We start from the raw sequence: 23,647 nt of genomic DNA on the forward strand, positions 1-23,647 counted from the left end.
CCTCAGGCATCAAGGCATACGTCGATATCGGACGCTCGCAGCACGATCACAAGCAAATCGCGATGGAAATGATTTTAGCGGCAATCACCCATCCGAAATTCAGATAACCCCAGGCGATGAGGAAACACTATGGCGGCGATAACAGAACAGCGAAAATCAAATGACAAGAGACTGCGCGATGCCCTCAAGGTGGCACGGCGCAAACATGAAGAACCTGGGAGCCTTAAAGCAACGGTGCGCCTGTGCGGAACCCCGAACCCGCATTTCAATCCAGCGCAGCAGCCTTCGCGATTGAACCCGATAAAGGTGAAGGCGCTCGTAAATATCAAGGAGAGCGCAGTAGGCACGCTTTACGCTCGCGGTCACATCAATGATGCACAGTGGGCAGCCGCTGGCCGGTTCCGCATGTGCTGGGAGCAATCAGGGGCAAAGGGCGCTATCGCCATAGATTATGGTCGCGTTCAAGTGGATGGCGGCAAGGCTATCGACCCGTTACCAGATCGCGTTGTCGATGCCACACAGCAATTGAATGACTGCATACCGGTTCTAGGAAAGCGCACATTCGACATCATGGTCAAGGTTGTCGGGCAGGGAATGGAGATTACCGACATCGCCAAGACCCAGCGCGAGAAGACCACCTTCAGCGATTATATCAAAGATGGCCTCGAAGAATTGGCTGTGCATTGGGGATATAAAACGCGATAGGTAGTTGCCCGCTTAAGCGAATTACACTATATTTTGTATCGTGGTGATTTGCGCAAAGTCGCCAAGTGATTTGTAAGCGTCCTACGGGGCGCTTTTTCTGTGGGGGCAGATGACCATTATTGAATATGTGCAAAAGTGGCTGGGGTTTCTTGGGCTTGCTGTTGCTCTATTTGGCATTTGTCTAGCGGCGAAAGACCTACATCTTATAATCGCGAATTTTGTAAAACGAATGGGCGGATTAGGTGAGGCAGTATTTGTGCGTCAAGCGCGGAAAATACGCGGACGTTACGCAAAGCAGGAAAAACATGCCGCAACAGGCGGTCGCATAACAAGGTGGATAGCCAATAGTTCCATACGGTTAGAGCGCTATTATTCGAAGAATCTGCAAAGACAGGTAGATAATTTTTTACTCGGCAATGGTTTCCCATCTGGGAAGATTACCTTAGAGGATGGAATTGCGAGTGAGGTTCAAGTCAGGCAAGTAATGTCCCGTTTTCGCCCATCTGTTGATAAGTTTGCAAGATCTGGAGAGCCAATAGACTTTTCCACGAAAGCTCTTTTTTGGGTGATTGTTGGACAGATATTGCAAATATTTGCGGCTATACCATTGAGCTTGCCCAGCCTAAGCTAACTCCATTTCATATATAAACATCGCACATATCAGCCTCGCTCACGCGGGGCTTTTTCTATTGAGGGCGAGCATGCTTAAAACAATCGATAACAAGCTGTTCGCCGCTATAGCATTTATCATCATCGCTTATGCACTTTCAGGCTGCGCGACGCGCCATTGTTCATTCGATGAGTATCTGATCAATCAATGGTGTAAGTGATGAGCGACAGTTCAGGTAAAGACGAGAAGACTGGCCGCTTCCTAAAGGGCAATCGCTTTTGGGAGGCGCGCTCGTCTCATGGCGCAAAGCCTAAGTTTGAATACCCGGAAGACCTTTGGTCAGCGTGCGTCGAATATTTTGATTGGGTTGATGCTAACCCGCTCTATAAGGATCAGCTTGTCACGTTCCAAGGTGCGGCAACTCATGAGCCAGTAGCTCAGATGCGTGCAATGACAATCGCTGGACTGTGCCTCTTTCTCGATGTGTCGCGTGATACTTGGTCAGATTGGAAATCAAACCGGTCCGATTTATCCGACATCATATCGCGAGCAGAAGCTGTTATCTATCAACAGAAGTTCTCCGGGGCTGCGGCTGATCTGCTCAATGCAAACATCATCGCCCGTGAACTCGGACTTGCGGACAAGCAGGATCACACCTCAAGCGATGGTAGCATGAAGCCTCCTACGCTTATCCAGCTCGTTCCACTCAAGGGAAATGACGACAGCCCAGATTGAACTCCCTCCCAAGCTGATTGACGTATTCACCGGTGATGCGGATATACGAGCGGCTTGGGGTGGTCGAGGATCGGGTAAGACACGTTCGTTTGCAAAGATGGCCGCAATTCGCGGCTATATTTTTGGACAGGCTGACATATCGGGCATAATCCTTTGTGCTCGACAGTTCATGAACTCGCTGGAAGACAGTTCGCTTGAAGAAGTCAAGCGAGCGATTGAGGATGAGCCTTTCCTTCGCGACTATTACGAGATTGGCGAGAAGTTCATCAGATCATGGGATAAGCGCATATCGTTTGCGTTTGCCGGTCTTGATCGCAACATCGCCAGCGTGAAGTCCAAGGGCCGCTTGCTGCTCTGCTGGGTGGATGAAGCTGAGCCAGTAACTAAGACTGCATGGAATACGCTAATCCCAACGTTGCGCGAAGAAGGCGAAGGCTGGAGCGCTGAACTCTGGGTGACATGGAACCCCCTACGTGACGATGCTCCGGTCGAAACCCGGTTTCGTAAGGTTGATGATCCGCGCATCAAAGGCGTTGAAATCAACTGGCGTGATAATCCGAAGTTTCCGGCAAAGCTGGAGCGAGATAGGCTGGCTGATCTTAAGAACAGGCCGGATGAGTATGATCATATCTGGGAGGGCGGTTATCGCACTATCTCGGACGCGCTCATATTCAGAAACCGCGTCTCGTTCGAAGAATTTGGGCCGCCGCCTGAAGGCACGACACTGCTATTCGGTGGCGACTGGGGATTTGCAAAAGACCCGACAGCGCTCATTCGCTCGTTTATCATTGATGAGTGTCTTTACATTGAACATGAGGCTTTCGGACATGGCGTTGAAATTGATGAAACGCCGCAACTGTTCGACAGCGTGCCGGGTGCGCGTTCATGGCCGATAAAGGCGGATAGCGCCCGGCCAGAAACCATCAGTTATATGGTGCGACAGGGCTTTAATATCCGTGCTGCTGAAAAGTGGCCCGGTAGTGTTGAAGACGGCATCGCCCATATGAAGGGCTTCAAGCGGATTATCGTGCATCCTCGATGCGTGCACATCTCGAAAGAGTTCCGCAACTACAGTTACAAGGTTGATCGGCACACGGAAGACATTCTTCCGATCATTGTCGATGACTTCAATCACGGAATCGACGCGGTGCGCTACTCACTGGATGGATATATCCAGCGGCGCGGCGCGCTCGGCAATTGGGCAAAGCTGGCAGGATGACGACAATAGATAAACCTCGCGTCCGTGTTCAGGCTCGGAGTGCCGACAGTTTCGCCAACTTTCAGGCGCGGCTTGGTGTTAGCACTGCAAACCTGTCAGCAGGATCGACTTACACCTTTAACCCGATCAGCCGAAATCGCGTTCTGTTGGAAAACATGTATCGCGGTTCTTGGCTTGTGGGGCAGGCGGTAGACATCGTTGCGGAAGACATGACCCGTTCGGGTATTTCCATCGAGACGACTCTACCGCCTGATGACACGGCAGCAATTAACGGCGGAATGGAGCGGCTTTGCATCTGGCAGGCACTCAATGACACCATCAAGTGGTCACGTCTCTATGGTGGCTGCATCGCGGTTGTGATGATCGATGGGCAGAATATTTCAACCCCGCTCAAGATCGACACCGTTGCAAAAGACCAGTTCAAGGGCCTAATGGTGCTTGACCGTTGGCTTGTCACGCCAAGCCTTGATGAACTGATTACGGATTTCGGCCCTGACTATGGGTATCCGAAATATTACACTGTGGTGGCAGACGCTCCGGGCCTACGCGCTCAGAAAATCCACTATTCGCGATGCATTCGACTTGACGGTGTGACGTTGCCTTATTGGCAGCGCATATCAGAGAATGGGTGGGGCATGTCTGTGGTCGAAAGACTTTATGACCGCCTCGTCGCCTTTGATAGCACCACACAAGGAGCAGCGCAGCTTGTTCATAAGGCTCATCTGCGCACGTATTCGGTGGATGGTCTGCGCGATATTATTGGAGCGGGTGGCCCGGCATATGAAGGCCTGTTGAAGCAAATCGAAATGATCCGGCTTTTCCAGTCTATCGAGGGAATGACCCTCATGGACATGAAGGACAAGTTTGAGGCGCATTCTTATAGCTTCTCCGGCTTGTCTGATGTGATGCTTCAGTTTGGGCAGCAGCTATCCGGCGCGCTGCAAATTCCGTTGGTTCGCCTGTTTGGTCAGTCACCGGCAGGCTTAAACTCAACCGGAGATGCAGATATCCGCACCTATTACGACATGATCCAGTCTCAGCAGGAAAGTAGGTTGCGGCGCGGTATTGGCATGGTGCTTGATCTTCTGTGCCGGTCAGAACTTGGAAGCGAACCGCCAAAGGGGCTGAACTATACGTTCACGCCATTGTGGCAGATGACGCCGGTCGAAAAGGCAACAGTCGGCCAAGTGGTTGCTACGGCAGTCACTCAGGCAGTTGATAGTGGCATTATCACGGAACAGGTGGGCTTGAAAGAGCTTCGCCAGTCCAGCCATGCAACTGGCATGTTCAGCAATATCACGGATGAAGACATTAATAATGCTGACACAGACCCACCAGAGCCAGACGAACCGCCAACAGGCGCTATCGAATCTGAGGAAGATGTTCGACCGGGCGGGGCCGAGTAAGAAATCGGCTTTCATTCGGTCGAAGAAGGCCGAGCGCGCCTATCAAAGCCAGCTGCTCAAAGTGGCTCGCAATGTCGATGAGATTGTCAGGCGATTTAGTGGGCTGCCTGATAGTGCAGACAAGATAGCCGCAGCATTGGAGCGCTATGCTCTTGCTGTGCAGCCTTGGGCAACGTCTGTTGCATCCCGCATGGTTGCTGAGATTGATGCGCGCGATAAGGCAACATGGCGAACGGTTTCTGAGACGATATCAAAAGGGTTGCGCGATGAGTTGCGTAATGCCCCGACTGGTAAAGTTGTCCAGGCGCTTATTGATGAGCAAGTGACATTGATCAAAAGCTTGCCGCTTGAAGCTGCTCAACGGGTGCAGGGTTTAGCACTTGAGGCGGTTATAGGCGGTGGACGATCTGACGATATAGTCAGCGCCATTATGAAAACAGGCGATGTCACGAAGTCACGCGCCAAGATGATTGCGCGAACCGAAATCGGGCGAGCATCGGAAGCGCTGACAGAAGCAAGAGCGGTCGGCATTGGCAGCGAGGGTTATATCTGGCGCACGGCCAAGGATAGCGATGTCCGTCATTCTCACAAGATGATGGAAGGCAAGTTCGTTGCATGGGTCAGCCCGCCGACATTGGACGGTTTAACCGGGCATGCAGGGGCTGTGCCGAATTGCAGGTGCTACACCGAGCCTGTGTTGCCGTCCGTGTAATTATCTAAGACGCGCCGCATCGGATCAATCGCTCTCTTGGCGATAACCTGATGGTTTGGCGCTCCATCCGCAATTTGTTGCAGCGCTTCCATAAGCTCTTCAATCAGGTCGGCAGCATCCCAATCAGACATAGCCTCTTTGGCTTCACCTATCTCAAGCGCAGTCATTTCGGCCTGATCTCTCAGGGTTTCAATGATGCCTTGCGGGGTGTCTTTCATTTTGAACAGGGTCATCATGAGATTTTACGCGAACGAACAGCTTTCGCCAAGGAAAAGTCTTACGCCTGAGGGGTTTCTGGTTTGCCATGATGTGCCAATCGCTCGCGTTGGCGTGATGATCTATGGCGAGGGCGAAACACCAATCGAGGCGGGACTTGATGGCATCGTGCGCGTTGAGCGCAACAGTGATGAAGTCTTTCGCTACGATACAATTGCCAGCTTCGAAGCGAAGCCCATCACACTCGATCATCCTGTCGATTTTGTCACTCCGAAGACATGGAAAACCTTGGCTGTCGGGACTGCGCAAAACGTAAGGCGTGGAACGGGCGTCGATGAAGACCTTCTTCTGGCTGACCTGATCATCACAGACGACGACGCAATCAACGAAGTCAATTCAGGGCTTCGTGAAATCTCGTGCGGTTATGAGGCCGATTACGAGCAGACGGAGCCGGGGCGCGGGCTACAGCGCAATATCATCGGAAATCATATCGCACTGGTAGAGCGGGGCCGTTGTGGCTCCCGCTGCGCCATAGGAGATAAGGAGACAGCAGCAATGCCGAAAAAGAAACGCACTTGGATGGATCGCATGCGCACCGCATTCAAGGCGCAGGATGAAGCCGCGTTGGAAGAGGCAATGGAAGAAGCCAAGGCCGACGATTCCGACGACGAGGAAGAAAAGAAGGACGGCGAAAGCGGCGCGCAGACAGCTGACACGCTTAATCGTATCCTCAAGCGCATGGACGCTCAGGACAAAATTCTCGCACGTCTGGTCAAGGACAGCGACGAAGAAAAGGAAAAGTCTGACACCGAAGACGATGACGATGATGACGATAAGTCGGAAACGGGAGATGACGACGAAGACGACGATAAGGACAAGACGAATGACCGTGCGCCTACCAATGCGCAGTGGAAAGACGCAATGTCCCGCGCCGAAATCCTCGCTCCAGGTATTCGTCTGCCGACATTCGACAGCAAGGCGACACCTAAGAAAATGCGAGATGCCCTGTGCGGCTGCAAGCGCCGCGCTCTCGACAGTGCCAGCTTTGGCGAACACCGCGAAAAGCTAAATCCGCTGCTTGCAGGCCGTGCCATCGACAAGTTGCCATGCATGACGGTTGATACACTGTTCGTTGCGGCTTCTGAAATCGTCAAGAACGCCAACAACTCCAACGGCACGCAGTCGAAGATGACCGTTAAGGACTTTGGCTCTGTGACAACCGTTGCCGACATCAACAAACGCAACCGCGAAATCTGGTCCCGCAAATAAGGACGATCAACAATGAGCAATGCTATTATGTATCGGATGCCCACCGGCATCCCGGGCGATGTGACGCGCCCATCAAACTCGACAATCGAACCCGGCGTTTATGATGCTGCGAAGGCGTTTGATGCTTTCGGTGTGCCGGGTAAGATTGTTGCTGAAAAATTCGTGCCGCTTGAAGCTGGCGATGCTGCTACCGTTATCTATGGTCTTTTGGTTCGCCCATACCCAACGACGTCCTCGCAGGACCCGTTGGGAAAGTCCACGCCAGCCAAGACCGGCGTAAACGACATTCTTCGCCGCGGTTACATGACCGTCCTGCTTCGTGCGGGCACATCAGCCAAGGGGGGCGCGGTTTATATCCGTGTTGGTTCCCCGGTCACTGGCAAGCCTATCGGCGGCATTGAAGCCGCAGCAGATGGCGCCAACACAGTCATTCTTGCTGATGCATCGTTCATGGGGGCAGCTGATGCCTCTGGCAACGTTGAAATCAGCTACAAAATCTAAATTAAGGAGCATCCCGACATGTTGAATACTGCAAAGGCCGGGCCAATCCTTTCCCGCCCCGGCATTATCCGCGCCCGTACAAATGATGGCTTGCAGACGTTTGACGCTCGCACCATTGACAGCACTGGCGCATTCCTCATCGGTGAACTGGAACGTATTGACCAGACGCTGCATGAACCGCTTGTTAGTTATACGTGGTCGCGTGACATTGATCTGCGCGAAGACGTTTCAATTGCTGACGAAACATCCAGCTTCACCAATTCCACCTTTGCAGCCGTTGGCGGCACCAGTCCAACCGGCAAGGCGTGGATCGGCAAGGATGCCAGCGCGATTGCTTCGATTGCTCTCGATATCGGCAAGACTGCAAATCCGCTGACCCTCTGGGGCATGCAGTTGGGTTGGACGCTGCCGGAACTGGAAAGCGCGCAAAAGCTTGGCCGCCCAGTTGATCAGCAGAAGTTCGCCGGTATGCAGCTCAAGTGGAACATGGACACTGATGAGCAGGTCTATATCGGTGATACCGTTCTCGGCAATTACGGTCTTATCAATTCGCCACTGGTCAGTGTTTCGAACGTACCAAACGGTGCTGGCGGTTCGCCTCTTTGGGCCAACAAGACCGCGGACGAACTGCTGGCAGACGTTAATGCTATCCTCAATGACGCATGGGCTGCATCGGCTTATGCTGTCTGCCCGGATCGTCTTCTCCTGCCGCCTGTCAAGTTCTCCGCACTCGTAAGCCGCAAGGTTAGCGATGCTGGCAACATCTCGGTTCTCCAGTACATCAAGGAAAACTCGATCTGTAACAGCGTGAATGGCCGCCCTCTCGATATCCAGCCTCTCAAGTGGCTGACAGGTCGTGGCATTGGTGGGACCGACCGCATGGTCGCATATACGCGCGATCAGAACCGCGTTCGCTTCCCAATGGTTCCGCTTCAGCGTACTCCGGTCGAGTTCCGCGATATTCGCCAGTTGACCACATATTTCGGTCGCCTGGGCGTCGTTGAGTTCGTCTATCCAGAAACCCTTGCTTATCGGGATGGGCTTTAATCATGGCGAAACTCAACTTTGCATCAGCCTTTGAGCTGACCCTCGATAGCGGTGAGAAGAAGGCCTTCAAAGCAGGTCTTCAAAACGTGCCTGAAGAACTTGTCGATCATTGGTTCGTTCAGGCCCATGTCTCACCTGATGAAGATGAAGACGATGATGGCGGCGAGGGCGACGACGCGGATAAGGCGGTCTTGATTGCTATGGCTCAGGAGCTTGGCATCAAGGCGACCAAGCGTTGGAGCAACGCCAAAATTGAGGCTGCTATTGAAGAAGCCGAAGCCAAGAAGAAGGCCGAAGGCGGCGAGGGCGCATAATGGACGCGGCGACATTTCGAGAGCATTTTCCCGAATTTGCGGATGTAACAAAGTATCCTGATGCTCAAGTCAATTACTGGCTGGGTTTTGCGGTTTTGATGTTGCGCCCACAGCGATGGGGAGAAGCATTAAGCTACGGTCTTGAATTGTTCGCCGCCCATAATCTTGCTCTTTGGCGACAGGACATGAACGCTGCCCGAAAGGGTGGCGTTCCCGGTCTTGCAACGGGCGCTCAATCTGCCAAGGCCGTAGATAAGGTCAGCGCCAGCTATGACCAGAGCGTCGGGCTTGTCGAAGGGGCCGGACACTGGAACCTTACACTTTACGGCAAGCAGTTTATCCAGATGGCCCGAATGATGGGGGCAGGAGGCATTCAGCTATGAGCATCAAGATCGGCCTGAATGTGCAAAAGGATATCAGCAAGGCTCTGATCACCGATATCAAGAAACTGACCAAAACCGATGTTCTCGTCGGGATCCCTGCACAAGGTAATACTCGTGGGGATGAAGGTGCGAATAACGCTCTTATCGGTTATGTAATGGAAACAGGTGACCCAGAGAGAAATATACCGGCTCGACCATTTCTTGTGCCGGGCGTCGATGCTGCAAGTGACGAAATCGGAAAACGCCTGACAAAGGCAGCCGATGCGGCCCTCGATGGTAGGCAGGAAGCAATCAGCACGCAACTCAACGCAGCCGGTCTTCTTGCTCAAAGTTCCGTCAAATCAGCGATGACGAATGGCGAGTTCGCCCCACTGTCTGAGCGCACGCTAGCCGCACGCAAGGCACGTGGAAGGACCGGAATTAAACCGCTTATTGATACAGGCCAACTCCGGCGTTCAGTAACATATATTGTGCGTAAGAAAGGCAAGAAATAATGCCTTTACTTGATGTATCTGACATTCTCAGCGACCCAGATTTTGCGGACGAGATAACGATCACTCGCACGATAGTTAGGGTTGAGCGCGGACGCACAAAGAAAGATCAGACGGAAATCCCCACTGTCGGAGTAGTCACCTCCGATCAAGGCGATATCCTTGATCGTTTGCCTGACATGCGCCGTGTCGCCGGAACGATTCTTGTCCACACGACAGAAACGCTCGTTGCAAGTGATGGCGAGCGCGATGCCGACATCATCGAATGGGCTGGGAAACAATATACCGTGGTCGATGTGAACGATTACAGCCGTTATGGCGCGGGCTTTACGTGCGCCAAGTGCGAGCCGCTTCGGCTAGTCTGAGATTATCGACATGACGAACACTTCCGCAACTGGTGGCTTTCTGCTCCCAGAGCAATCACCTGCGCCCCTTGAAGGCGATGATCTGGATGATTTCTTTCAGGAGATTGTCTCAGGTGTCACCGGTATAGACATCAACCTTGTTCGCCCTCGATGGCAGGAAACGCCACCGCCAGCGCCCAAGCGCGGGACGAATTGGGCCGCAATTGGTGTCATGAAAACAGATGCCGAATTTGATGGCTATCTTGGTCACAAAGGGGATGGAGAAGGCCAAGACAATATCAGGCGATACGAAACCATTGAGGTTTTGACATCGTTCTACGGGCCTCAATGCCAGCTGTATGCCGCGTTGCTTCGAGATGGATTATCGTTGCCGCAGAACAACGAACCTTTCCAACTTCATCAAATGGGGCTGGCCGATCTTGGGTCGATTCTTTCAACCGCCGATCTCGCTAACCAGGCATGGATTAGGCGTGTCGATTTCACATTCCGCGTCAGGCGGACAATCTTCCGAACTTATCCAGTCCTCAACTTGAAATCGTTGGAATCGGACTTGGATACCAACTCAGGAGCATAACCAATGGCAAAAGGGCTATCGGTTCAGAATGTCGTTAAGGTGTCGGTCAATTTGGCACCAATGGCGGTAGGAACCCGCAATTTTGGCGCTTGTCTCGTTGTCGGATCGTCGCCGGTCATCGACATTGACGAACGTATTCGTGAATATACCAGCCTGTCGGAGGTTGTGGGCGATTTTGGAACCACTGCCCCTGAGTATCTCGCAGCTGATCTGTTCTTCTCGCAGACCCCGCAGCCGTCGATTCTATATATTGGTCGATGGGCGAAGACTGCAACGTCCGCTGTTTTGAAAGGTGCGGTTCTTTCGGCTCCACAGCGCGATATTGCAAATTTCAACACCATCACCGATGGCGCTTTCAAAATCGACGTGGACGGAACGACAAAGACCGTTTCCGCTCTTGATTTTACGGCACAGACGAACCTCAACGGCATTGCCACGGTCATTAATGCAAAATTGAGTACAGCCACGGTTGCGTTTGATGCCGCATACAATCGCTTTGTTGTTACCAGCAATACCACGGGTTCAACCTCCAAACTTGGCTATGCTGTCGCTCCAACTTCAGGAACTGATATTTCGGCTCTTCTGGGTCTGACATCTGTCAATGCCTCAGTGCCTGTTGATGGCGCAGCGGCTGAAACTCTCGTGGATTGTTGGGCTGATTTACTTGATGCGAATTCGGATTGGTATGGTGGCCTCACCGCCGACGCTACTGTGTCAGATGATGACCACATTAACGTTGCCGGGCTTATCGAAGGCAACGATGCTTCACAATCGCGCATCTATGGTGTGACAATCACAAATGCGAGTGTGTTAGATGCTGGGATTGAAAACGACCTTGCAAGCCGTCTTAAGGCGCTCGGTTATAAGCGCACGTTCACACAATACTCGTCGTCATCTCCGTATGCGGCGGCGTCTTTGTTTGGTCGCGCTTTCACCGTCAATTTCGCGGCCAATAAATCCACCATCACACTTAAGTTCAAGCAAGAGCCGGGCATTGCTGCTGAGACGCTGAAAAGCTCGCAGGCTGCCGCGCTCAAGGCGAAGAACTGCAATGTGTTCGTCAACTATGCAAACGGTTCCGCAATTATTCAGGAAGGCGTCATGGTGAATGGCTACTTCTTTGATGAAGTCCATGGCACCGATTGGCTTCAAAACGATGTTCAGACGCGTTGCTGGAACCTGTTGTATCAGAGCAAGACAAAGGTGCCGCAGACTGACGCTGGCATGAACATGCTTGTGAACCAGATCGAAGCCTCATGCGAGGCGGGCGTGAACAACGGTTTGATTGCTCCCGGCGTTTGGACTGCTGACGGCTTCGGCCAGATCGAAAACGGCACGACATTACCAAAGGGCTATTATGTCTATGCCCCTCCTGTGGCCACTCAATCGCAGTCCGACCGCGAAGCTCGTAAATCCGTCCCTATTCAGGTAGCCGTCAAGCTGGCCGGTGCCGTCCACTTCGTCGATGTTGCAATCGACGTGAACCGATAAGGAGTGCTGAAATATGAGCACATACTCATTTATTGACGTTGTTGCCTCCCTGTCCGGTCCGGGGGGCGTTGTGCAGCTTGGTTATGGTGCTGCTTCAGCGGAAGAAGGCATCTCAATCGATATGGTGGAAGACAAAAACACCATGATGATTGGCGCAGGCGGCGAGGGGCAGCACAACTTGCATGCCGGTCGCGCTGGCACCATCACCATTGCTTGCTTGAAGGTCAGTCCGACAAATCAGCAGATGATGGCGCTTTACAATTACCAGCAGCAGTCGAGCGCACGATGGGGTCAGAACGTCCTCACACTGCGCAACACCGCCACTGGCGATAGCATTACGGCGGTTCAGGGAGCATTCAAGAAGCTGCCGAAGAATACCTTTTCCAAGGATGGTCCGATGATGGAATGGGCACTCGACTTCGTAAAGGTTGATCAGATGCTTGGTTCCGGCACTCCGGCGCTACTGCCTTAAGGGGATAGGTTATGGATTTTCAGATTAATGAAGTTGCCTATCGCAGCGGGAAAATGAACGCCATGACGCAATTTCATGTGTCGCGGCGTATGGCTCCGTTGCTTTCCTCTCTCACTGAAATCGCTCAGGGCGGCAAAATGGATGTACCGTCAGTGCTTTCCTCTCTCATGAACGAGATAAGCAAGCTGTCGGATACTGACTGCGAATATGTCCTGTATGCTTGCATGGCGGTAACAAGCCGCGATCAGGGCGGTGGCCGTGGATATGCATCTATCCTTGCGGGTGATGGCAAAACGTCAATGTTCCCAGACATTGATATGCTTGGCATGCTCACAATCGCGGCCCATGTTTTGCAGGATAATCTTGCTGGTTTTTTTCCCTCAAGCGTCCTGACTTCAGGCGGGGATATGACGGCCCCGCCGTCGAATGGGTAACGCTTCCTGAAAATGAAGACTGGTTGTTTCGGCCCGTGATGGCCGGGATGTGCCGGTATGAGAGCCTCGTTGATGGGACGCTCGATCTTTCCGACATCGCACGAATGAATGACGCGCTTGACGTGCGCGACGAAAACCAACGCCGATACCAGAAGGCAACGGAGAAGAAATGACCGCAACCGTAATCCGCGACTTTCTGGTTTCGCTTGGCTATCAGGTCAATAAGGCGAGTGAGCAGAGCTTCAACGACAGTCTGAAGAAGACGGCAGGGAATGCCGTTAAGCTTGGGCTTGCCATTGAAGCGGCTGCTGCTGCTGTGACTGGCGCTGTTGTTAAGATGGCGCAAGGCATGGAGCAGAGCTACTACCAATCGAAGCGGCTCGGCGGTTCCGTCAAAGATATCAATGCGATTTCGTACTCCCTGTCACAGGTTGGCGGTAATGCAGATGCTGCAAAACAGTCGATGGAAAACATCGCCTCGTTTATGCGTCGTCTGCCGGGCGGTAAAAGCTATATTCAAAAACTGGTCGGATCCAGCGTGGATGCTGGTAACGTGCCTGCTGTCATGGGTGCACTTGCAAAGCAATTTGCCAACATGCCATTTGCACAAGCAAAGGTCCGCGCTGATTTCCTCGGCATTGATGATGACACGCTTCAAGCCATGATCCGTGACGGCGGTCGCTATTATGACGAGTACCAGAAGCTTGCAAAACGCGCGGGCGTAGATCAGCAGAAATACGCCGAAGATAGCAAAGACCTCATGGTCAAGGTTCGCAGCCTTGGCATGTCGTTTGATCTGTTATCGCAGAAAATCGGCACAGCCCTGATTGGAAAAGCCGGGCCATATATCGATAAATTCAAGAACTGGATCGACCGGAATTTCGACAGCATCACCAAAACAGTAACTAAGGTTGCTGACGTTGTTATAAAGCTTTCCGACACAATAGGAACTTTCGTAACAAGAGCGATGGAATGGTACGATAAGCTTGATCCAAAATCGAAGAATGTTGCCAACACGATTGCTGCAATTGCTGGTGCTGTCTGGCTGTTCAATAAGGCATTCAATGCTTCACCAGTAGGGATAATTCTCGCACTTGGTGCTGCTCTGGTCGCTCTGTATCAGGATTATCAGAATTGGAAGGAAACAGGCGATAAGGGCTTGGTCGATTGGGATAAGTGGGAACCGACGATTGAATCTGTCACTGGAGCACTTGAAACGATTTCGGGTTGGTTCGAAACTCTTGCAGGCGATCAGGACGGCAGTATTGGCGCATTGCAGATAGCAATGGCAGCCTTTGCAACCTACATGGCGACCAAGTGGGCTTCTTCCCTCTTATCGACATTCTCTCGCGTTGGCCTCGGCTGGAAAATCCTAGCAGCTTACGTTGCATATGATTTGATGAAGCCACCTGAGCAAGTCATTCAGGATATGAGCGATCGCTCTGCATGGGTTGATAACAATGTTGAAGATAGCTGGTGGGGCAAGGCGTGGGGACGCACACAGAACGCTGTCCGCAAAGCTGTCGGTCTTGAGCCAACGCGTAACGAGGATGGTTCGGTAAAACGGCCAAAGCTCAATCCTAATTTGCCTGTCGGTGCGCGGCAAACAGCTGAGGGTAAGGCTTTAGCGCCGATCAAAACTTCGGATGGGCGGACCGCGTTGGTTGCGGCAGAGCATCAGGAGCAATTTCAAGGCTTTATCGAAGAGCTGGAAGCATCGGGGTATAAGGTCAATTCCCTCGGAGGGTACGCCAACCGTCAGAACGTCAACAATCCTAGACGTAAAAGTGAACATGCTCACGGGAACGCAATTGATATTAATCCAGCGCAAAATCCAAACGGGCGAACGCTGATTACTGATATGCCCGCCAATATTAGCCAATTGGCAAAAAAATGGGGTCTTGGATGGGGAGGTGACTGGAAGAGTGTGAAAGACGCTATGCACTTCTCTGCCGGAGAACGTGAAGGCGGCCGCACGTTAAGCAGCGCCGAGCTTCAAGCACTTAGGAAAGAAAGCGCGAAAAAGCGGGATGCGAAGAAGCAAAAAGATCAGGCTGATTTCATAGTTGACCGGCTATCTTCGCTACCTGACGGTGGCTTGCCTATGTCTGATGGTCCATTCATGCCAAATGGGGTTAATCCTTCTGCTCCACTTTTGCCGAACAATGTCGCAAATAGTTCAAGCGCCAGTATGACCATGAAAACCGAAATCAACATCATGGGTAATGCTGACGCGAAGCAAGTGGGTGGTGCGGTCGAAAAAGCTGGCGGCAATCTCTTGAGAAATATGCAGCCAGCCATTCGTTAAATTAATCTAGAAAGGGAAGACCAGCACAAACTATCTTACCAGACGATGCATTCAGGGAAAGAAATCCGTCAATCTTGGATGGTTTCCCTGATGAGTCAGTCGAGTTTGGGTCAATGGTCATAATATGGAAAACCCATAGTGGGCTTTTAATGCGCGACTTTGAGCAAGGGTCAAAGCCCTTTACGACAAGCATTTGCCCATCAATGCCCGATAAAACTTCGGCTTTTGTGTTGCCGTAAGGGTCTCCTTGCAAAAAGGAAACCGCCTTATCTGCGGCACGAATTGGCGACATTGTTTCCGCCGCCACCGCTGGGGTTGCCAATAGACATGAGGCGATTATGAGCTTTACCATTTGATTACAACCTCGCAACAGCATCTACAAACCTTTCCATTGTCACAGATAAAAGTGCCGGGCGCTTTGCCCGATTGCATTGTGGAGTAAGCAAACTTCTTTCCTTCTAAGCTTTGGCAATGCGTGCAGGTGCGTTCATCTTGACAGGTGCGCCAAATGAAGTGAGTTGCTCCAATACCCATCATTCTTCTCGCATCGTAGTTGAAACGGGCCACGTTTTTCGGAAGTAGCTGTTGATTGAGATGTTCGCGCTCGGCTTGCCTCTCTTCATCCGTGAAGCGTTTACCCTTTCGATCAGGCGGACGCTTGTAGGGAGTAGACCTCGTGAAAAGCTCAGGCGGCGGATTATCTAAATCCTCACGGTGCCTGCCGCGCAATCGATCAATGAAACTTCCCAAAAATCCCATTTCAGACCCCGAAAAATTGACCCCTTGAATGATTAATCTAGGGGGCGGAGTTGGGCAATAGGCCGATCATCCGGCCTTACAATTCAAACTAACTTGGAGGCGATATGGCTATACCCGCTCTTGGAAATATGGTCGGCAACTTCGCAACGGGCTTTGTCTGGGGTGCTATTGATGCAGCCTTCGGGCTTTTGATCACGCCACAGCGCTCTATCGGTACGGTATTCCCAGACGTGACGCTTCAAGAAATTGGCCGCGACGACATGGTGGTCACTGATCACCCGGTCGAAATGGGTGCGCCGATTTCAGATCACGCCTTCAAGCGCCCGGTCGCGGTAGAGCTTCGCTATGCCTGGTCGAATTCGACGGCTGGTTATGTCGGTTATGTGCAGGAAGTATATGAGGCATTGCTTGCTCTTCAGAACAGCCGTCAGCCTTTTGACATATCGACGGGTAAGCGTCTTTATACGAACATGCTGATTACATCGCTGACGCAATACACAGATCCAGAGAACGAATATGGCCTGCTGGTAGCATGTGAATGTCGTGAGGTAATCATCGCGGAAACGCAGACCGTGAAAGGCGTTAATCAAAAAGACCAGAAAACACCATCTGCAACTGCTGGCGTTCAAAGCACCGGCCCTAAGCAGATGAAGACGACAGCGGCACCGCCCGGATTTGCTTATGCGGGGAATTCATAATGGACGAAGTTTATAAAATACCTCTGATCCCCGGAACGCCGCAAAGCCTGACAGTTGTATTTGGTGAGAAAGAGTATCGGCTGACACTTCGATTTCGTGATGTGGACGATGGTGGCAGCCTGTGGACGCTAGATATAGCGGACGTGCAGTCAAACGACGATATTGTGTGCGGCATACCTCTTGTCACTGGTACTGATTTACTAGCGCAATATCGCTACCTCAACATTCCCGGCAGCTTGATTGTTCATACAGATGGAGAGCCGGATAGCGTGCCAGCGTTTGAAAATCTCGGACAAGACAGCAATCTTTATTTCGTGGTGCAATGATGGCTCGGCAATGGATACGCAAATGCTCGCTCATAGTCGGTGACAGTGGCGGTGATGGCCTTGAGCTTGGTGATTTCCGCGTCACGTTTGAGACGGTTCATAAAACTGTGCAAACGCCTGGCAGGGCATATATTCGCGTATACAACTTGAAGCCGGAAACGGAAAAGCAGGTTCAAAAGGAATTTACTAAGGTAACGCTGAGTGCTGGCTATTCCGATCCTGGCGCACCATACGGCATCATTTTCACTGGAAACACCATTGAGGCGCACCGAGGTCGAGAAAACCCCGTCGATACATATTTGGATATTTTGGCCGCGGATGGGGATCAGGCTTATAATTATGCAGTCGTCTCTAAAACGCTGGCTCCCGGCTCGACATTCAACGATCAGTTGAAAGCCATTGAGGAATCTTTGAAGCCTCACGGCGTTACGCTTGGCTATATTCCTGACATGGGAAATGCCCGCATGGTTCGCTCGCGCGTTATGCACGGCATGGCGCGGGATTATCTGCGAACGATAGCGCGCTCCACGAATACCTCATGGCATATCGATCAGGGCAAGGTGAACTTTATCCCGAATGATGGTGTCAAACCGGGCGATGCGATTGTCCTCAATTCTCGCTCTGGCTTGATTGGCCGACCTGTGCAAACGATGAACGGTATTATCGCGCGTTGCCTACTGAACCCGAACATTCGGATTGGTGGACAGGTCAAGATTGATCAGTCGAGCGTCAACGAATTCATGGGCGGTCTATCAGCAGACGGTTATGCCGATCCTGCGACAGACACGTCTTTCCGCCCGTCAATCGCAGATGATGGAATGTATAAGGTCATCCAGCTTTCGACGGTTGGCGATACGCGCGGGCAGCCTTGGTACTGTGACTTGATCTTGGCGCCAGTGAACGGTACTCAGCCACAAACGGCTCAAGCGCTTGGATATGCGGGAGCGATTTAATGGATATTCGTGAAAAGCTTCAGGACGATGAAGAAACATATCGTTCGATGATCGACGACATCAAGTCCGGACTGCATACTGCTTTGACAGGAACGGTTACAGCTTTCTATCCGGCGACAATGACTGTTGATATTCAGCCGAATACTAAATCAGCAGTTCGCCAGCCTGACGGGTCGGTGAAGACAATTCCGTATCCACTTCTAACGGGCGTCCCGGTGTCTTTTCCGGGTGGCGGTGGCGCTTCGCTTACGTTCCCAATTAAGCCAGGTGATGAGGCGCTTGTGATGTTTGCAAGCAGATCAACTGATGCGTGGGTACAGTCTGGCGGTGAACAAAACCCGATGGACGCCAGAACGCAGGACCTTTCGGATGGGATTGCTCATGTCGGCGTTCGATCCTCGGGCAAACTGCCTACAGGCGGCGCAAGTGCTGACAGCACAGAGCTACGCACCGACGATGGTAAAACACGCATATCGTTCAACGGCGGCGGGATTGCAATTTCATCAGACCAGAACATGACCGTGGATGCTCCCGATCTCATCATCAATGGCATCAGCTTCATGAACCATGTTCATAGCGGGATTGAGCCGGGCAACTCAAATACGGAGAAACCCGTGCAATGAGATACCGAAAACTCGATGAAAACGACGACTATGTTTTTGGAGGCAATTTAGCCTCCTTTTTTATTGATCAACCAGAAGCGCCAGCGCAGGCAGTCAAAACACGCCTTATGTTGCAGTTGGGCGAATGGTTTGTCGATACTTCTGACGGAACACCTTGGAAGACGAAAGTGCTCGGCAAATACACGTCAGCAACTCGCGACCCCGTTTTGCGGAACCGTATTTTAGGAACGCAAGGCGTTTCCGCGATTGCGCTCTACGCCAGTCAATTTGATCCAGAAACCCGTCAGTATGACGTTCAAGCCCAGATCGACACGGTTTACGGCAAAACAACAATTCAAGAGACAATTTGATGGCTGAAACACCGATTTGCACAATTGATGAAACCGGCATTCACGCGCCCGATTTCCCGACTGTTCTCAACTGGCTCAAAGAGCAATATCGAGCCATTTACGGGCAAGACATTTATCTGGAGAACGATAGTCAGGACGGGCAGTTGGTTGGCATCTTTGCGCGAGCGATCCACGATTGCAACAGCGCGTGCGTGTCGGTCTACAACGCCTTTTCGCCAAGCACGGCTCAAGGCACTGGATTATCTTCTGTCGTCAAAATCAATGGTATTGCACGTGCATTGCCGTCCTATTCCAGCGTTGACCTACGATTGATTGGGCAGGCTGGAACGACGATTGTCAATGGCAATGCTTCTGATGAAAATAACCAGCAATGGAATCTGCCTGAGACGGTTGTTATTCCGCCATCGGGTGAAATAACGGTAACGGCAACTGCTGATGCATTAGGTTCTATTCGGGCGCAAGCCGGGTCAATCACCAATATCGGAACGCCTACACGCGGCTGGCAGAGCGTTACGAATCCTCTTGCAGCCGTCGAAGGTGCGCCAGTCGAAAGCGATGCTGATCTTCGACGCCGTCAGTCGGTGTCTACGGCCTTGCCTTCGTTGACGGTTCTTGACGGAATAGTCGGCGCGGTGGCATCTCTGAATGGCGTCACAAGATATAAGCCGTATGAAAACGATACGAGCATTACCGATGCGAACGGGATCCCATCGCACACAATTTCACTTGTCGTGGAAGGTGGAGATGCCCAAGCGATTGGCGATGCGATTATGACCAAAAAGACGCCGGGAACTGGTACTTACGGAACCACGAAGGTCAGCGCTGTTGATGCCTTTGGCCTTAGCCACTGGATATCTTTCTTCAGGCCGACGATTATTCCTGTCGCTGTCTCAATCCAGATCAAGGCATTCGCCGGTTATACGACATCGATTGAAGCCGCGATCAAGCAATCAATCGTGGACTATATTCGAAAGCTCGACATTTCGGACATGGTTTCTGTGAGCCGCTTGTATGCACCTGCGACGCTATACAACGACAGTCGAAGCCGCACTTTCGAAATCCAGCCAAACACATTGATGATTGCTAGGGACGGCTACACGCCTGTCGCGGCCGACATCGTTCTCGCATTCAATGAGGCGGCGGATTGCAGCGTTGAAGATATTCAGATCGCGATTGTGCCATGACGGAAAAATACCTCGACCTAATTCCAAACTGGAACCGTGAGAAACCAAAATTCAATGCAACGATTTCGGCGCTTGTCGAACCCCTTGCAGGTGGTCAGGCTTTTGTCAGTCAACTTCCGATGGACTTTGACCTTGATGTCGCCATCGGATCGCAGCTTGACGTTGTCGGGGAGTGGGTTGGTCGTACCAGATACGTCTCGATCCCGATTGCAAATGTCTGGTTCAGCTTTGACATCGAAGGGATTGGCTTTGATCAAGGCGCATGGAAAGGGCCATACGATCTTGACGCGAACATGAGCCGTCTCGATGACGATAATTATCGAATCCTATTGCGGGCAAAAATTGCTGCAAATCAGTGGGACGGTACATTGCCCGGTGCAAGAGATGTTCTTGATCCTGTCTTCGGTGACGGCACGCATGTGTTTATTCAAGATCACATGGATATGTCGATGACCATCGGCATCTCTGGAAAAATTCCGTCCGCCGTAACTCTCGCACTTCTTGCCGGTGGCTACATACCACTCAAGCCGTCCGGCGTTCGGGTCAACTATCTCGTCGTTTCGGAGGACGAAACCGCAATGTTCGGATTTGACGTTCAAAGCAATCTCATTGATGGGTTTGATCAAGGCTCTTGGGGCAAACCGCCAATCTAGCTCAGCGCGTAAAATTCATCGTTTCAACCCGCTTCGGCGGGCTTTTTATTGAGGTCGAAATGGCAAAAAATGATCTAAAATTATTCGCTGGCGGAAGTTCAGCCAATGTTATGACGCAAGCCGAATATGAGGCGTTTGTTTCTCTGATTAATGGCTTCTCGACAGGCGTTGCTCAATCGAAGCAGCTGAATAAGGTGTGGCGTCAGGCGTCTTTTGTTGCCGCAATGATTGGCTTGTTTACCGGTAAAAACTCGAACGAAGACGTGCTGGATGATGGTGATGTCGATAGCTTCGAAGCAAAGTTTTCACGAGCAATGCAGGCGTTTATCGCTGCTCAGACTGCTATTGGTTCGTTTTGGCAGCCGGTTATTTCCATGACTATCACTGCGCCTCCCACAACCCCGGCGTTTGGTGATTCCTATGTTATACCAACGGGCGCGACAGGAGTCTGGGCAGGAAAGTCGCAGTCGATAGCGGTATGGATGGGCAGTGAGTGGCGTATATTTTCGGCTAAGAATGGTCACGGTATTAGTTTGCCGGACGGTCGAATCTTCGAGCGCGTGGGCGGTTCTTACATTGAGAAACCTGCATTGGATGTGCAATCCGGTAAATGGAACTATGCGGCAGCGACAGGCTCCGCCAATGCACTTGTCGTCAATCTCGATCCAGTTCCTCAGTCCACGCCAACGGGCATGAAAATCAGGGTGTTGGTTGCTACGACCAACACCGGGGCGGCCACTATCGCAGTTAATGGCGCTGCTGCTGTGGCGATTCGATACGCTGATGGTTCTGATCTGTTTCCGGGTGAATTGGTTGCAGGGCGAACCGTTGATCTGATCCGACAACCTAACGGCATATGGGCCGTACTGACGCCGACAGAAGGCTTCCTTCGCCTGACGACTAAGGGTGCTCGCGACAGTCAGATTAATGTACCCCTAGCGTCAGACATCGGCACCAGTGCAACAATATGTGCTCAAGTGACAATCACAGGAGCGACTTACATTGAAGCAACCGGCGCAGGCTCCATCGTCAATATCGGCGGTACGCTTGGCGATACAGTTCTTTACATGGACATTTTCGATGTAGCCGCGAACGCAACGATTATCACAGGGCCGCAGGCAGCGGCATCTTCGGTCAATAATGAGAAAGCTGCCGTTTACAACCGCGTGATTGGCCGTGGCTTCGACAAAAGCAAAACCTATCGCGTGAGAGTGCTGGCATCGAAAGCCAGCAATTTCGGGCAGGTAAATATTGCCAACGTCAACATATTTGCGATGCACGATTAAGGGGATTTAGAGATGACACGCATCTATTACACGCTCGACGGCGGCATTGTCGCAGGCTACGATCCTCTACCTGATGGGGCAAAGAAAATCACGGAAGTGCAATATCAGGCGTTACTGGCAAATCCGCAGGGAGGCGAAAGCCCATCACTGGCTGACATCAAAAGACAGCTTGCTAAACAGGTGGATACGGCGGCAGAAAACGAACGCTTGAAATACATCACGCCGGGCAACGGCCAGGCAATGACGTATCAACAGAAGGTGGCAGAGGCGCAGGCGTTCAAAGCTGCCACCAGCCCACAAGCGGCAGATTATCCACTCCTGTCATCAGAAATTGGAATAACTGCTGAAACACTTGATGAAGTTGCCAACATCGTCCTCGGCGCTTTCGCGCAATGGCAGCAGATCGGCGCCATGATCGAGGCCGTCCGGCTTGGTGCCAAGCGCGACATTGATGCGGCAGAAGATGAAGCCGAAGCCCGGGCTATTGTCGATGCTATCGTCTGGCCGTCAGCGGGCTAGCTAGCTTCTACAACCTGACTGACAGCACCGCCCTTGAGGCGGTTTTTTGTCTGGCAAATTGCATGAATTAGCGCGGCAGGCCGTCAATGCGGTCATCCTTACAGCGCCACATCAGAGCACCGAAGATAATCACGAAGACACTGACGGTAGCGAGTGAAGCCCAAAATTCAACTGGCATGACGTTCTCCCAAGTTCCTAATGAACTATTAACGTCAGACTTTTGAATTTGATCCATGAAAAAACCCCGGCAGCGGGGGCTGAACCGGGGCCGCGCAGACTGAAGCGGGGGCTTCTATCGCGCTAACTGATCATCTCACAAAAATAGGAAAGTACAAACAGAAACCCCGGCTATGATGCCGGGGCTGAAATTTTGAAACAGTGTTAAATTTTATGGCGGTGGCTCAGGTAATACCTGATTTCTTTCCAACCGATAAAAGCTAACACATAAGACAATGCAGCAAGAATAGCCGCTTGAATTATCAGAAACCAAATCATGACGGTCCTCAAGCCTGAACCACGCCGCCGCCGGATTTCTTCCCCTTCATCCAAGGAAGTGCGACTTCTGGTTCTTCGAGAATTCCATTCTTCTGAGCAAAACCTCGAATAGCGTTTTCAGCTGCTTCCACGGGTTTAATGCCATCGTGGCTGTCGCAGCATGCTTTCCATGCAGTCTCGTAAATGAGGCCCCGGTCATATTCGGGCCATTCATAAAGAAAATCTAAGGCGTCTCCGACGCTGGCAATTTCTCTAACAAGGTAAGGGCCGTCCTTCACAAAAACAGGGCTGTCAAACAAACGGTCGCTCATCGAAACCTCCATTTGATCGAACGCTAAATGTTGGAATGACGGTTCCGATTTAGTCGAAAATCTATCTGTTTCAAGATGCCGTCGATCACAAATTTTAGGAAAACACAATGGATATGCACCTTGGCGATACCCGCCTCTTGATTGAGGCTGGTCGAGAACGCGGACTATTGCGTAATCAGTTAGCGTATGTGCTGGCAACGTCTTTTCACGAAACGGCCCATACGATGAAACCGATCAA

At 51.8% G+C, this 23,647-nt stretch carries 31 protein-coding genes and 1 pseudogene; 28 read left to right on the forward strand and 4 right to left on the reverse strand.

Features of this window, described 5'->3' with window-relative positions:
• Positions 1–129 precede the first annotated feature (129 nt).
• The 6 genes and pseudogenes from OPR82_RS21280 (at position 130) to OPR82_RS21305 (ending at position 5,387) form a co-directional block, all read left to right on the forward strand.
• Positions 130–705 carry a hypothetical protein gene (locus OPR82_RS21280; protein ID WP_265986964.1) on the forward strand — a complete coding sequence of 192 codons (576 nt, stop codon included), beginning with the start codon at positions 130–132 and terminating at the stop codon, positions 703–705.
• A gap of 109 nt (positions 706–814) precedes the next feature.
• Entirely contained in the window at positions 815–1,336 is a 522-nt protein-coding gene (locus OPR82_RS21285; protein ID WP_265986965.1) for a hypothetical protein, read from the forward strand.
• A gap of 198 nt (positions 1,337–1,534) precedes the next feature.
• Positions 1,535–2,050 carry a DNA-packaging protein gene (locus tag OPR82_RS21290; RefSeq protein WP_265986966.1) on the forward strand — a complete coding sequence of 172 codons (516 nt, stop codon included), beginning with the start codon at positions 1,535–1,537 and terminating at the stop codon, positions 2,048–2,050.
• Positions 2,031–3,203, forward strand: a pseudogene (locus OPR82_RS21295) (PBSX family phage terminase large subunit); the annotation flags it as partial. The gene OPR82_RS21290 and the pseudogene OPR82_RS21295, both read left to right, overlap by 20 nt.
• Before the next feature lie 62 nt (positions 3,204–3,265).
• Positions 3,266–4,675, forward strand: a complete 1,410-nt coding sequence (locus OPR82_RS21300) for a DUF1073 domain-containing protein (protein WP_265986967.1) — start codon at positions 3,266–3,268, stop codon at positions 4,673–4,675.
• The gene (locus OPR82_RS21305; protein ID WP_265986968.1) at positions 4,650–5,387 is read left to right on the forward strand and encodes a phage head morphogenesis protein; all 738 of its coding nucleotides are present in this window, start codon (positions 4,650–4,652) and stop codon (positions 5,385–5,387) included. Before OPR82_RS21300 ends, OPR82_RS21305 begins: the two co-directional genes overlap by 26 nt.
• On the opposite strand, the gene OPR82_RS21310 is transcribed toward OPR82_RS21305, so the two are convergent.
• Positions 5,357–5,605, reverse strand: coding sequence for a hypothetical protein (locus tag OPR82_RS21310; protein WP_265986969.1), 249 nt, complete (start codon positions 5,603–5,605; stop codon positions 5,357–5,359). The genes OPR82_RS21305 and OPR82_RS21310 overlap by 31 nt on opposite strands.
• Before the next feature lie 16 nt (positions 5,606–5,621).
• On the opposite strand from OPR82_RS21310, the gene OPR82_RS21315 reads away from it, so the two are divergent.
• Genes OPR82_RS21315 through OPR82_RS21370 form a run of 13 tightly spaced genes read left to right on the forward strand, consistent with a single transcriptional unit; the run spans position 5,622 to position 15,252 of the window.
• Positions 5,622–6,872: a DUF2213 domain-containing protein gene (locus OPR82_RS21315; protein ID WP_265986970.1), complete on the forward strand. Its 1,251-nt coding sequence runs from the start codon at positions 5,622–5,624 to the stop codon at positions 6,870–6,872.
• 12 nt (positions 6,873–6,884) lie between these two features.
• A complete protein-coding gene (locus OPR82_RS21320; protein WP_265986971.1) occupies positions 6,885–7,373 on the forward strand; it encodes a structural cement protein Gp24 in 489 nt (162 codons plus the stop codon).
• Positions 7,374–7,391: 18 nt separating this feature from the next.
• Positions 7,392–8,420 (forward strand): DUF2184 domain-containing protein, encoded by a 1,029-nt coding sequence (locus tag OPR82_RS21325; protein WP_265986972.1) that lies wholly within the window; start codon positions 7,392–7,394, stop codon positions 8,418–8,420.
• Between the two features lie 2 nt (positions 8,421–8,422).
• A complete protein-coding gene (locus OPR82_RS21330) occupies positions 8,423–8,734 on the forward strand; it encodes an STY1053 family phage-associated protein (RefSeq protein ID WP_265986973.1) in 312 nt (103 codons plus the stop codon).
• On the forward strand, positions 8,734–9,117 hold the full coding sequence (locus OPR82_RS21335) for a DUF4054 domain-containing protein (RefSeq protein ID WP_265986974.1): 384 nt from the start codon (positions 8,734–8,736) through the stop codon (positions 9,115–9,117). Before OPR82_RS21330 ends, OPR82_RS21335 begins: the two co-directional genes overlap by 1 nt.
• On the forward strand, positions 9,114–9,611 hold the full coding sequence (locus OPR82_RS21340) for a hypothetical protein (protein ID WP_265986976.1): 498 nt from the start codon (positions 9,114–9,116) through the stop codon (positions 9,609–9,611). Before OPR82_RS21335 ends, OPR82_RS21340 begins: the two co-directional genes overlap by 4 nt.
• On the forward strand, positions 9,611–9,973 hold the full coding sequence (locus OPR82_RS21345; protein ID WP_265986978.1) for a hypothetical protein: 363 nt from the start codon (positions 9,611–9,613) through the stop codon (positions 9,971–9,973). The genes OPR82_RS21340 and OPR82_RS21345 overlap by 1 nt, the downstream gene beginning before the upstream one ends.
• A 10-nt stretch (positions 9,974–9,983) precedes the next feature.
• Positions 9,984–10,547, forward strand: a complete 564-nt coding sequence (locus tag OPR82_RS21350) for a phage neck terminator protein (RefSeq protein WP_265986979.1) — start codon at positions 9,984–9,986, stop codon at positions 10,545–10,547.
• A 3-nt stretch (positions 10,548–10,550) separates the two neighbouring features.
• Positions 10,551–12,038 (forward strand): DUF3383 domain-containing protein, encoded by a 1,488-nt coding sequence (locus OPR82_RS21355; protein WP_265986980.1) that lies wholly within the window; start codon positions 10,551–10,553, stop codon positions 12,036–12,038.
• A gap of 13 nt (positions 12,039–12,051) precedes the next feature.
• The gene (locus tag OPR82_RS21360) at positions 12,052–12,510 is read left to right on the forward strand and encodes a phage protein (protein WP_265986981.1); all 459 of its coding nucleotides are present in this window, start codon (positions 12,052–12,054) and stop codon (positions 12,508–12,510) included.
• An 11-nt stretch (positions 12,511–12,521) separates the two neighbouring features.
• Positions 12,522–12,944, forward strand: a complete 423-nt coding sequence (locus OPR82_RS21365; protein ID WP_265986982.1) for a phage tail assembly chaperone — start codon at positions 12,522–12,524, stop codon at positions 12,942–12,944.
• Positions 12,945–12,991: 47 nt separating this feature from the next.
• Positions 12,992–13,117: a DUF6889 family protein gene (locus OPR82_RS22850; protein ID WP_407673293.1), complete on the forward strand. Its 126-nt coding sequence runs from the start codon at positions 12,992–12,994 to the stop codon at positions 13,115–13,117.
• Complete coding sequence (locus OPR82_RS21370) at positions 13,114–15,252, forward strand: M15 family metallopeptidase (RefSeq protein ID WP_265986983.1); 2,139 nt, start codon at positions 13,114–13,116, stop codon at positions 15,250–15,252. Before OPR82_RS22850 ends, OPR82_RS21370 begins: the two co-directional genes overlap by 4 nt.
• A gap of 1 nt (position 15,253) precedes the next feature.
• On the opposite strand, the gene OPR82_RS21375 is transcribed toward OPR82_RS21370, so the two are convergent.
• Both OPR82_RS21375 and OPR82_RS21380 read right to left on the reverse strand, forming a co-directional pair.
• Positions 15,254–15,544, reverse strand: a complete 291-nt coding sequence (locus tag OPR82_RS21375; protein ID WP_265986984.1) for a hypothetical protein — start codon at positions 15,542–15,544, stop codon at positions 15,254–15,256.
• Positions 15,545–15,597: 53 nt separating this feature from the next.
• On the reverse strand, positions 15,598–16,011 hold the full coding sequence (locus OPR82_RS21380) for a hypothetical protein (RefSeq protein ID WP_265986985.1): 414 nt from the start codon (positions 16,009–16,011) through the stop codon (positions 15,598–15,600).
• A 104-nt stretch (positions 16,012–16,115) separates the two neighbouring features.
• Here OPR82_RS21380 and OPR82_RS21385 point away from each other — a divergent pair, with 104 nt between their 5' ends.
• From OPR82_RS21385 to OPR82_RS21425, 9 genes are read left to right on the forward strand one after another with little or no spacing between them, the layout of a single operon-like run.
• Positions 16,116–16,709, forward strand: a complete 594-nt coding sequence (locus tag OPR82_RS21385) for a phage baseplate protein (protein ID WP_265986986.1) — start codon at positions 16,116–16,118, stop codon at positions 16,707–16,709.
• A complete protein-coding gene (locus OPR82_RS21390; protein WP_265986987.1) occupies positions 16,709–17,035 on the forward strand; it encodes a phage baseplate plug family protein in 327 nt (108 codons plus the stop codon). Before OPR82_RS21385 ends, OPR82_RS21390 begins: the two co-directional genes overlap by 1 nt.
• Positions 17,032–17,988, forward strand: coding sequence for a phage protein (locus tag OPR82_RS21395; RefSeq protein WP_265986988.1), 957 nt, complete (start codon positions 17,032–17,034; stop codon positions 17,986–17,988). Before OPR82_RS21390 ends, OPR82_RS21395 begins: the two co-directional genes overlap by 4 nt.
• Positions 17,988–18,611 (forward strand): Gp138 family membrane-puncturing spike protein, encoded by a 624-nt coding sequence (locus OPR82_RS21400; protein ID WP_265986989.1) that lies wholly within the window; start codon positions 17,988–17,990, stop codon positions 18,609–18,611. Before OPR82_RS21395 ends, OPR82_RS21400 begins: the two co-directional genes overlap by 1 nt.
• The gene (locus OPR82_RS21405; protein ID WP_265986990.1) at positions 18,608–18,961 is read left to right on the forward strand and encodes a hypothetical protein; all 354 of its coding nucleotides are present in this window, start codon (positions 18,608–18,610) and stop codon (positions 18,959–18,961) included. Before OPR82_RS21400 ends, OPR82_RS21405 begins: the two co-directional genes overlap by 4 nt.
• The gene (locus tag OPR82_RS21410; protein ID WP_265986991.1) at positions 18,961–20,145 is read left to right on the forward strand and encodes a baseplate J/gp47 family protein; all 1,185 of its coding nucleotides are present in this window, start codon (positions 18,961–18,963) and stop codon (positions 20,143–20,145) included. Before OPR82_RS21405 ends, OPR82_RS21410 begins: the two co-directional genes overlap by 1 nt.
• Positions 20,142–20,798, forward strand: a complete 657-nt coding sequence (locus tag OPR82_RS21415; RefSeq protein ID WP_265986992.1) for a DUF2612 domain-containing protein — start codon at positions 20,142–20,144, stop codon at positions 20,796–20,798. Before OPR82_RS21410 ends, OPR82_RS21415 begins: the two co-directional genes overlap by 4 nt.
• Positions 20,799–20,857: 59 nt before the next feature.
• A complete protein-coding gene (locus OPR82_RS21420) occupies positions 20,858–22,084 on the forward strand; it encodes a DUF2793 domain-containing protein (RefSeq protein ID WP_265986994.1) in 1,227 nt (408 codons plus the stop codon).
• 12 nt (positions 22,085–22,096) lie between these two features.
• Complete coding sequence (locus tag OPR82_RS21425; protein ID WP_265986995.1) at positions 22,097–22,603, forward strand: hypothetical protein; 507 nt, start codon at positions 22,097–22,099, stop codon at positions 22,601–22,603.
• Positions 22,604–23,106: 503 nt separating this feature from the next.
• Here OPR82_RS21425 and OPR82_RS21430 read toward each other — a convergent pair.
• Positions 23,107–23,409: a DUF982 domain-containing protein gene (locus tag OPR82_RS21430; RefSeq protein WP_265986996.1), complete on the reverse strand. Its 303-nt coding sequence runs from the start codon at positions 23,407–23,409 to the stop codon at positions 23,107–23,109.
• Positions 23,410–23,647: the final 238 nt, after the last annotated feature.

This window comes from Ochrobactrum chromiisoli, from assembly GCF_026241335.1.
Taxonomy (GTDB): domain Bacteria; phylum Pseudomonadota; class Alphaproteobacteria; order Rhizobiales; family Rhizobiaceae; genus Brucella; species Brucella chromiisoli.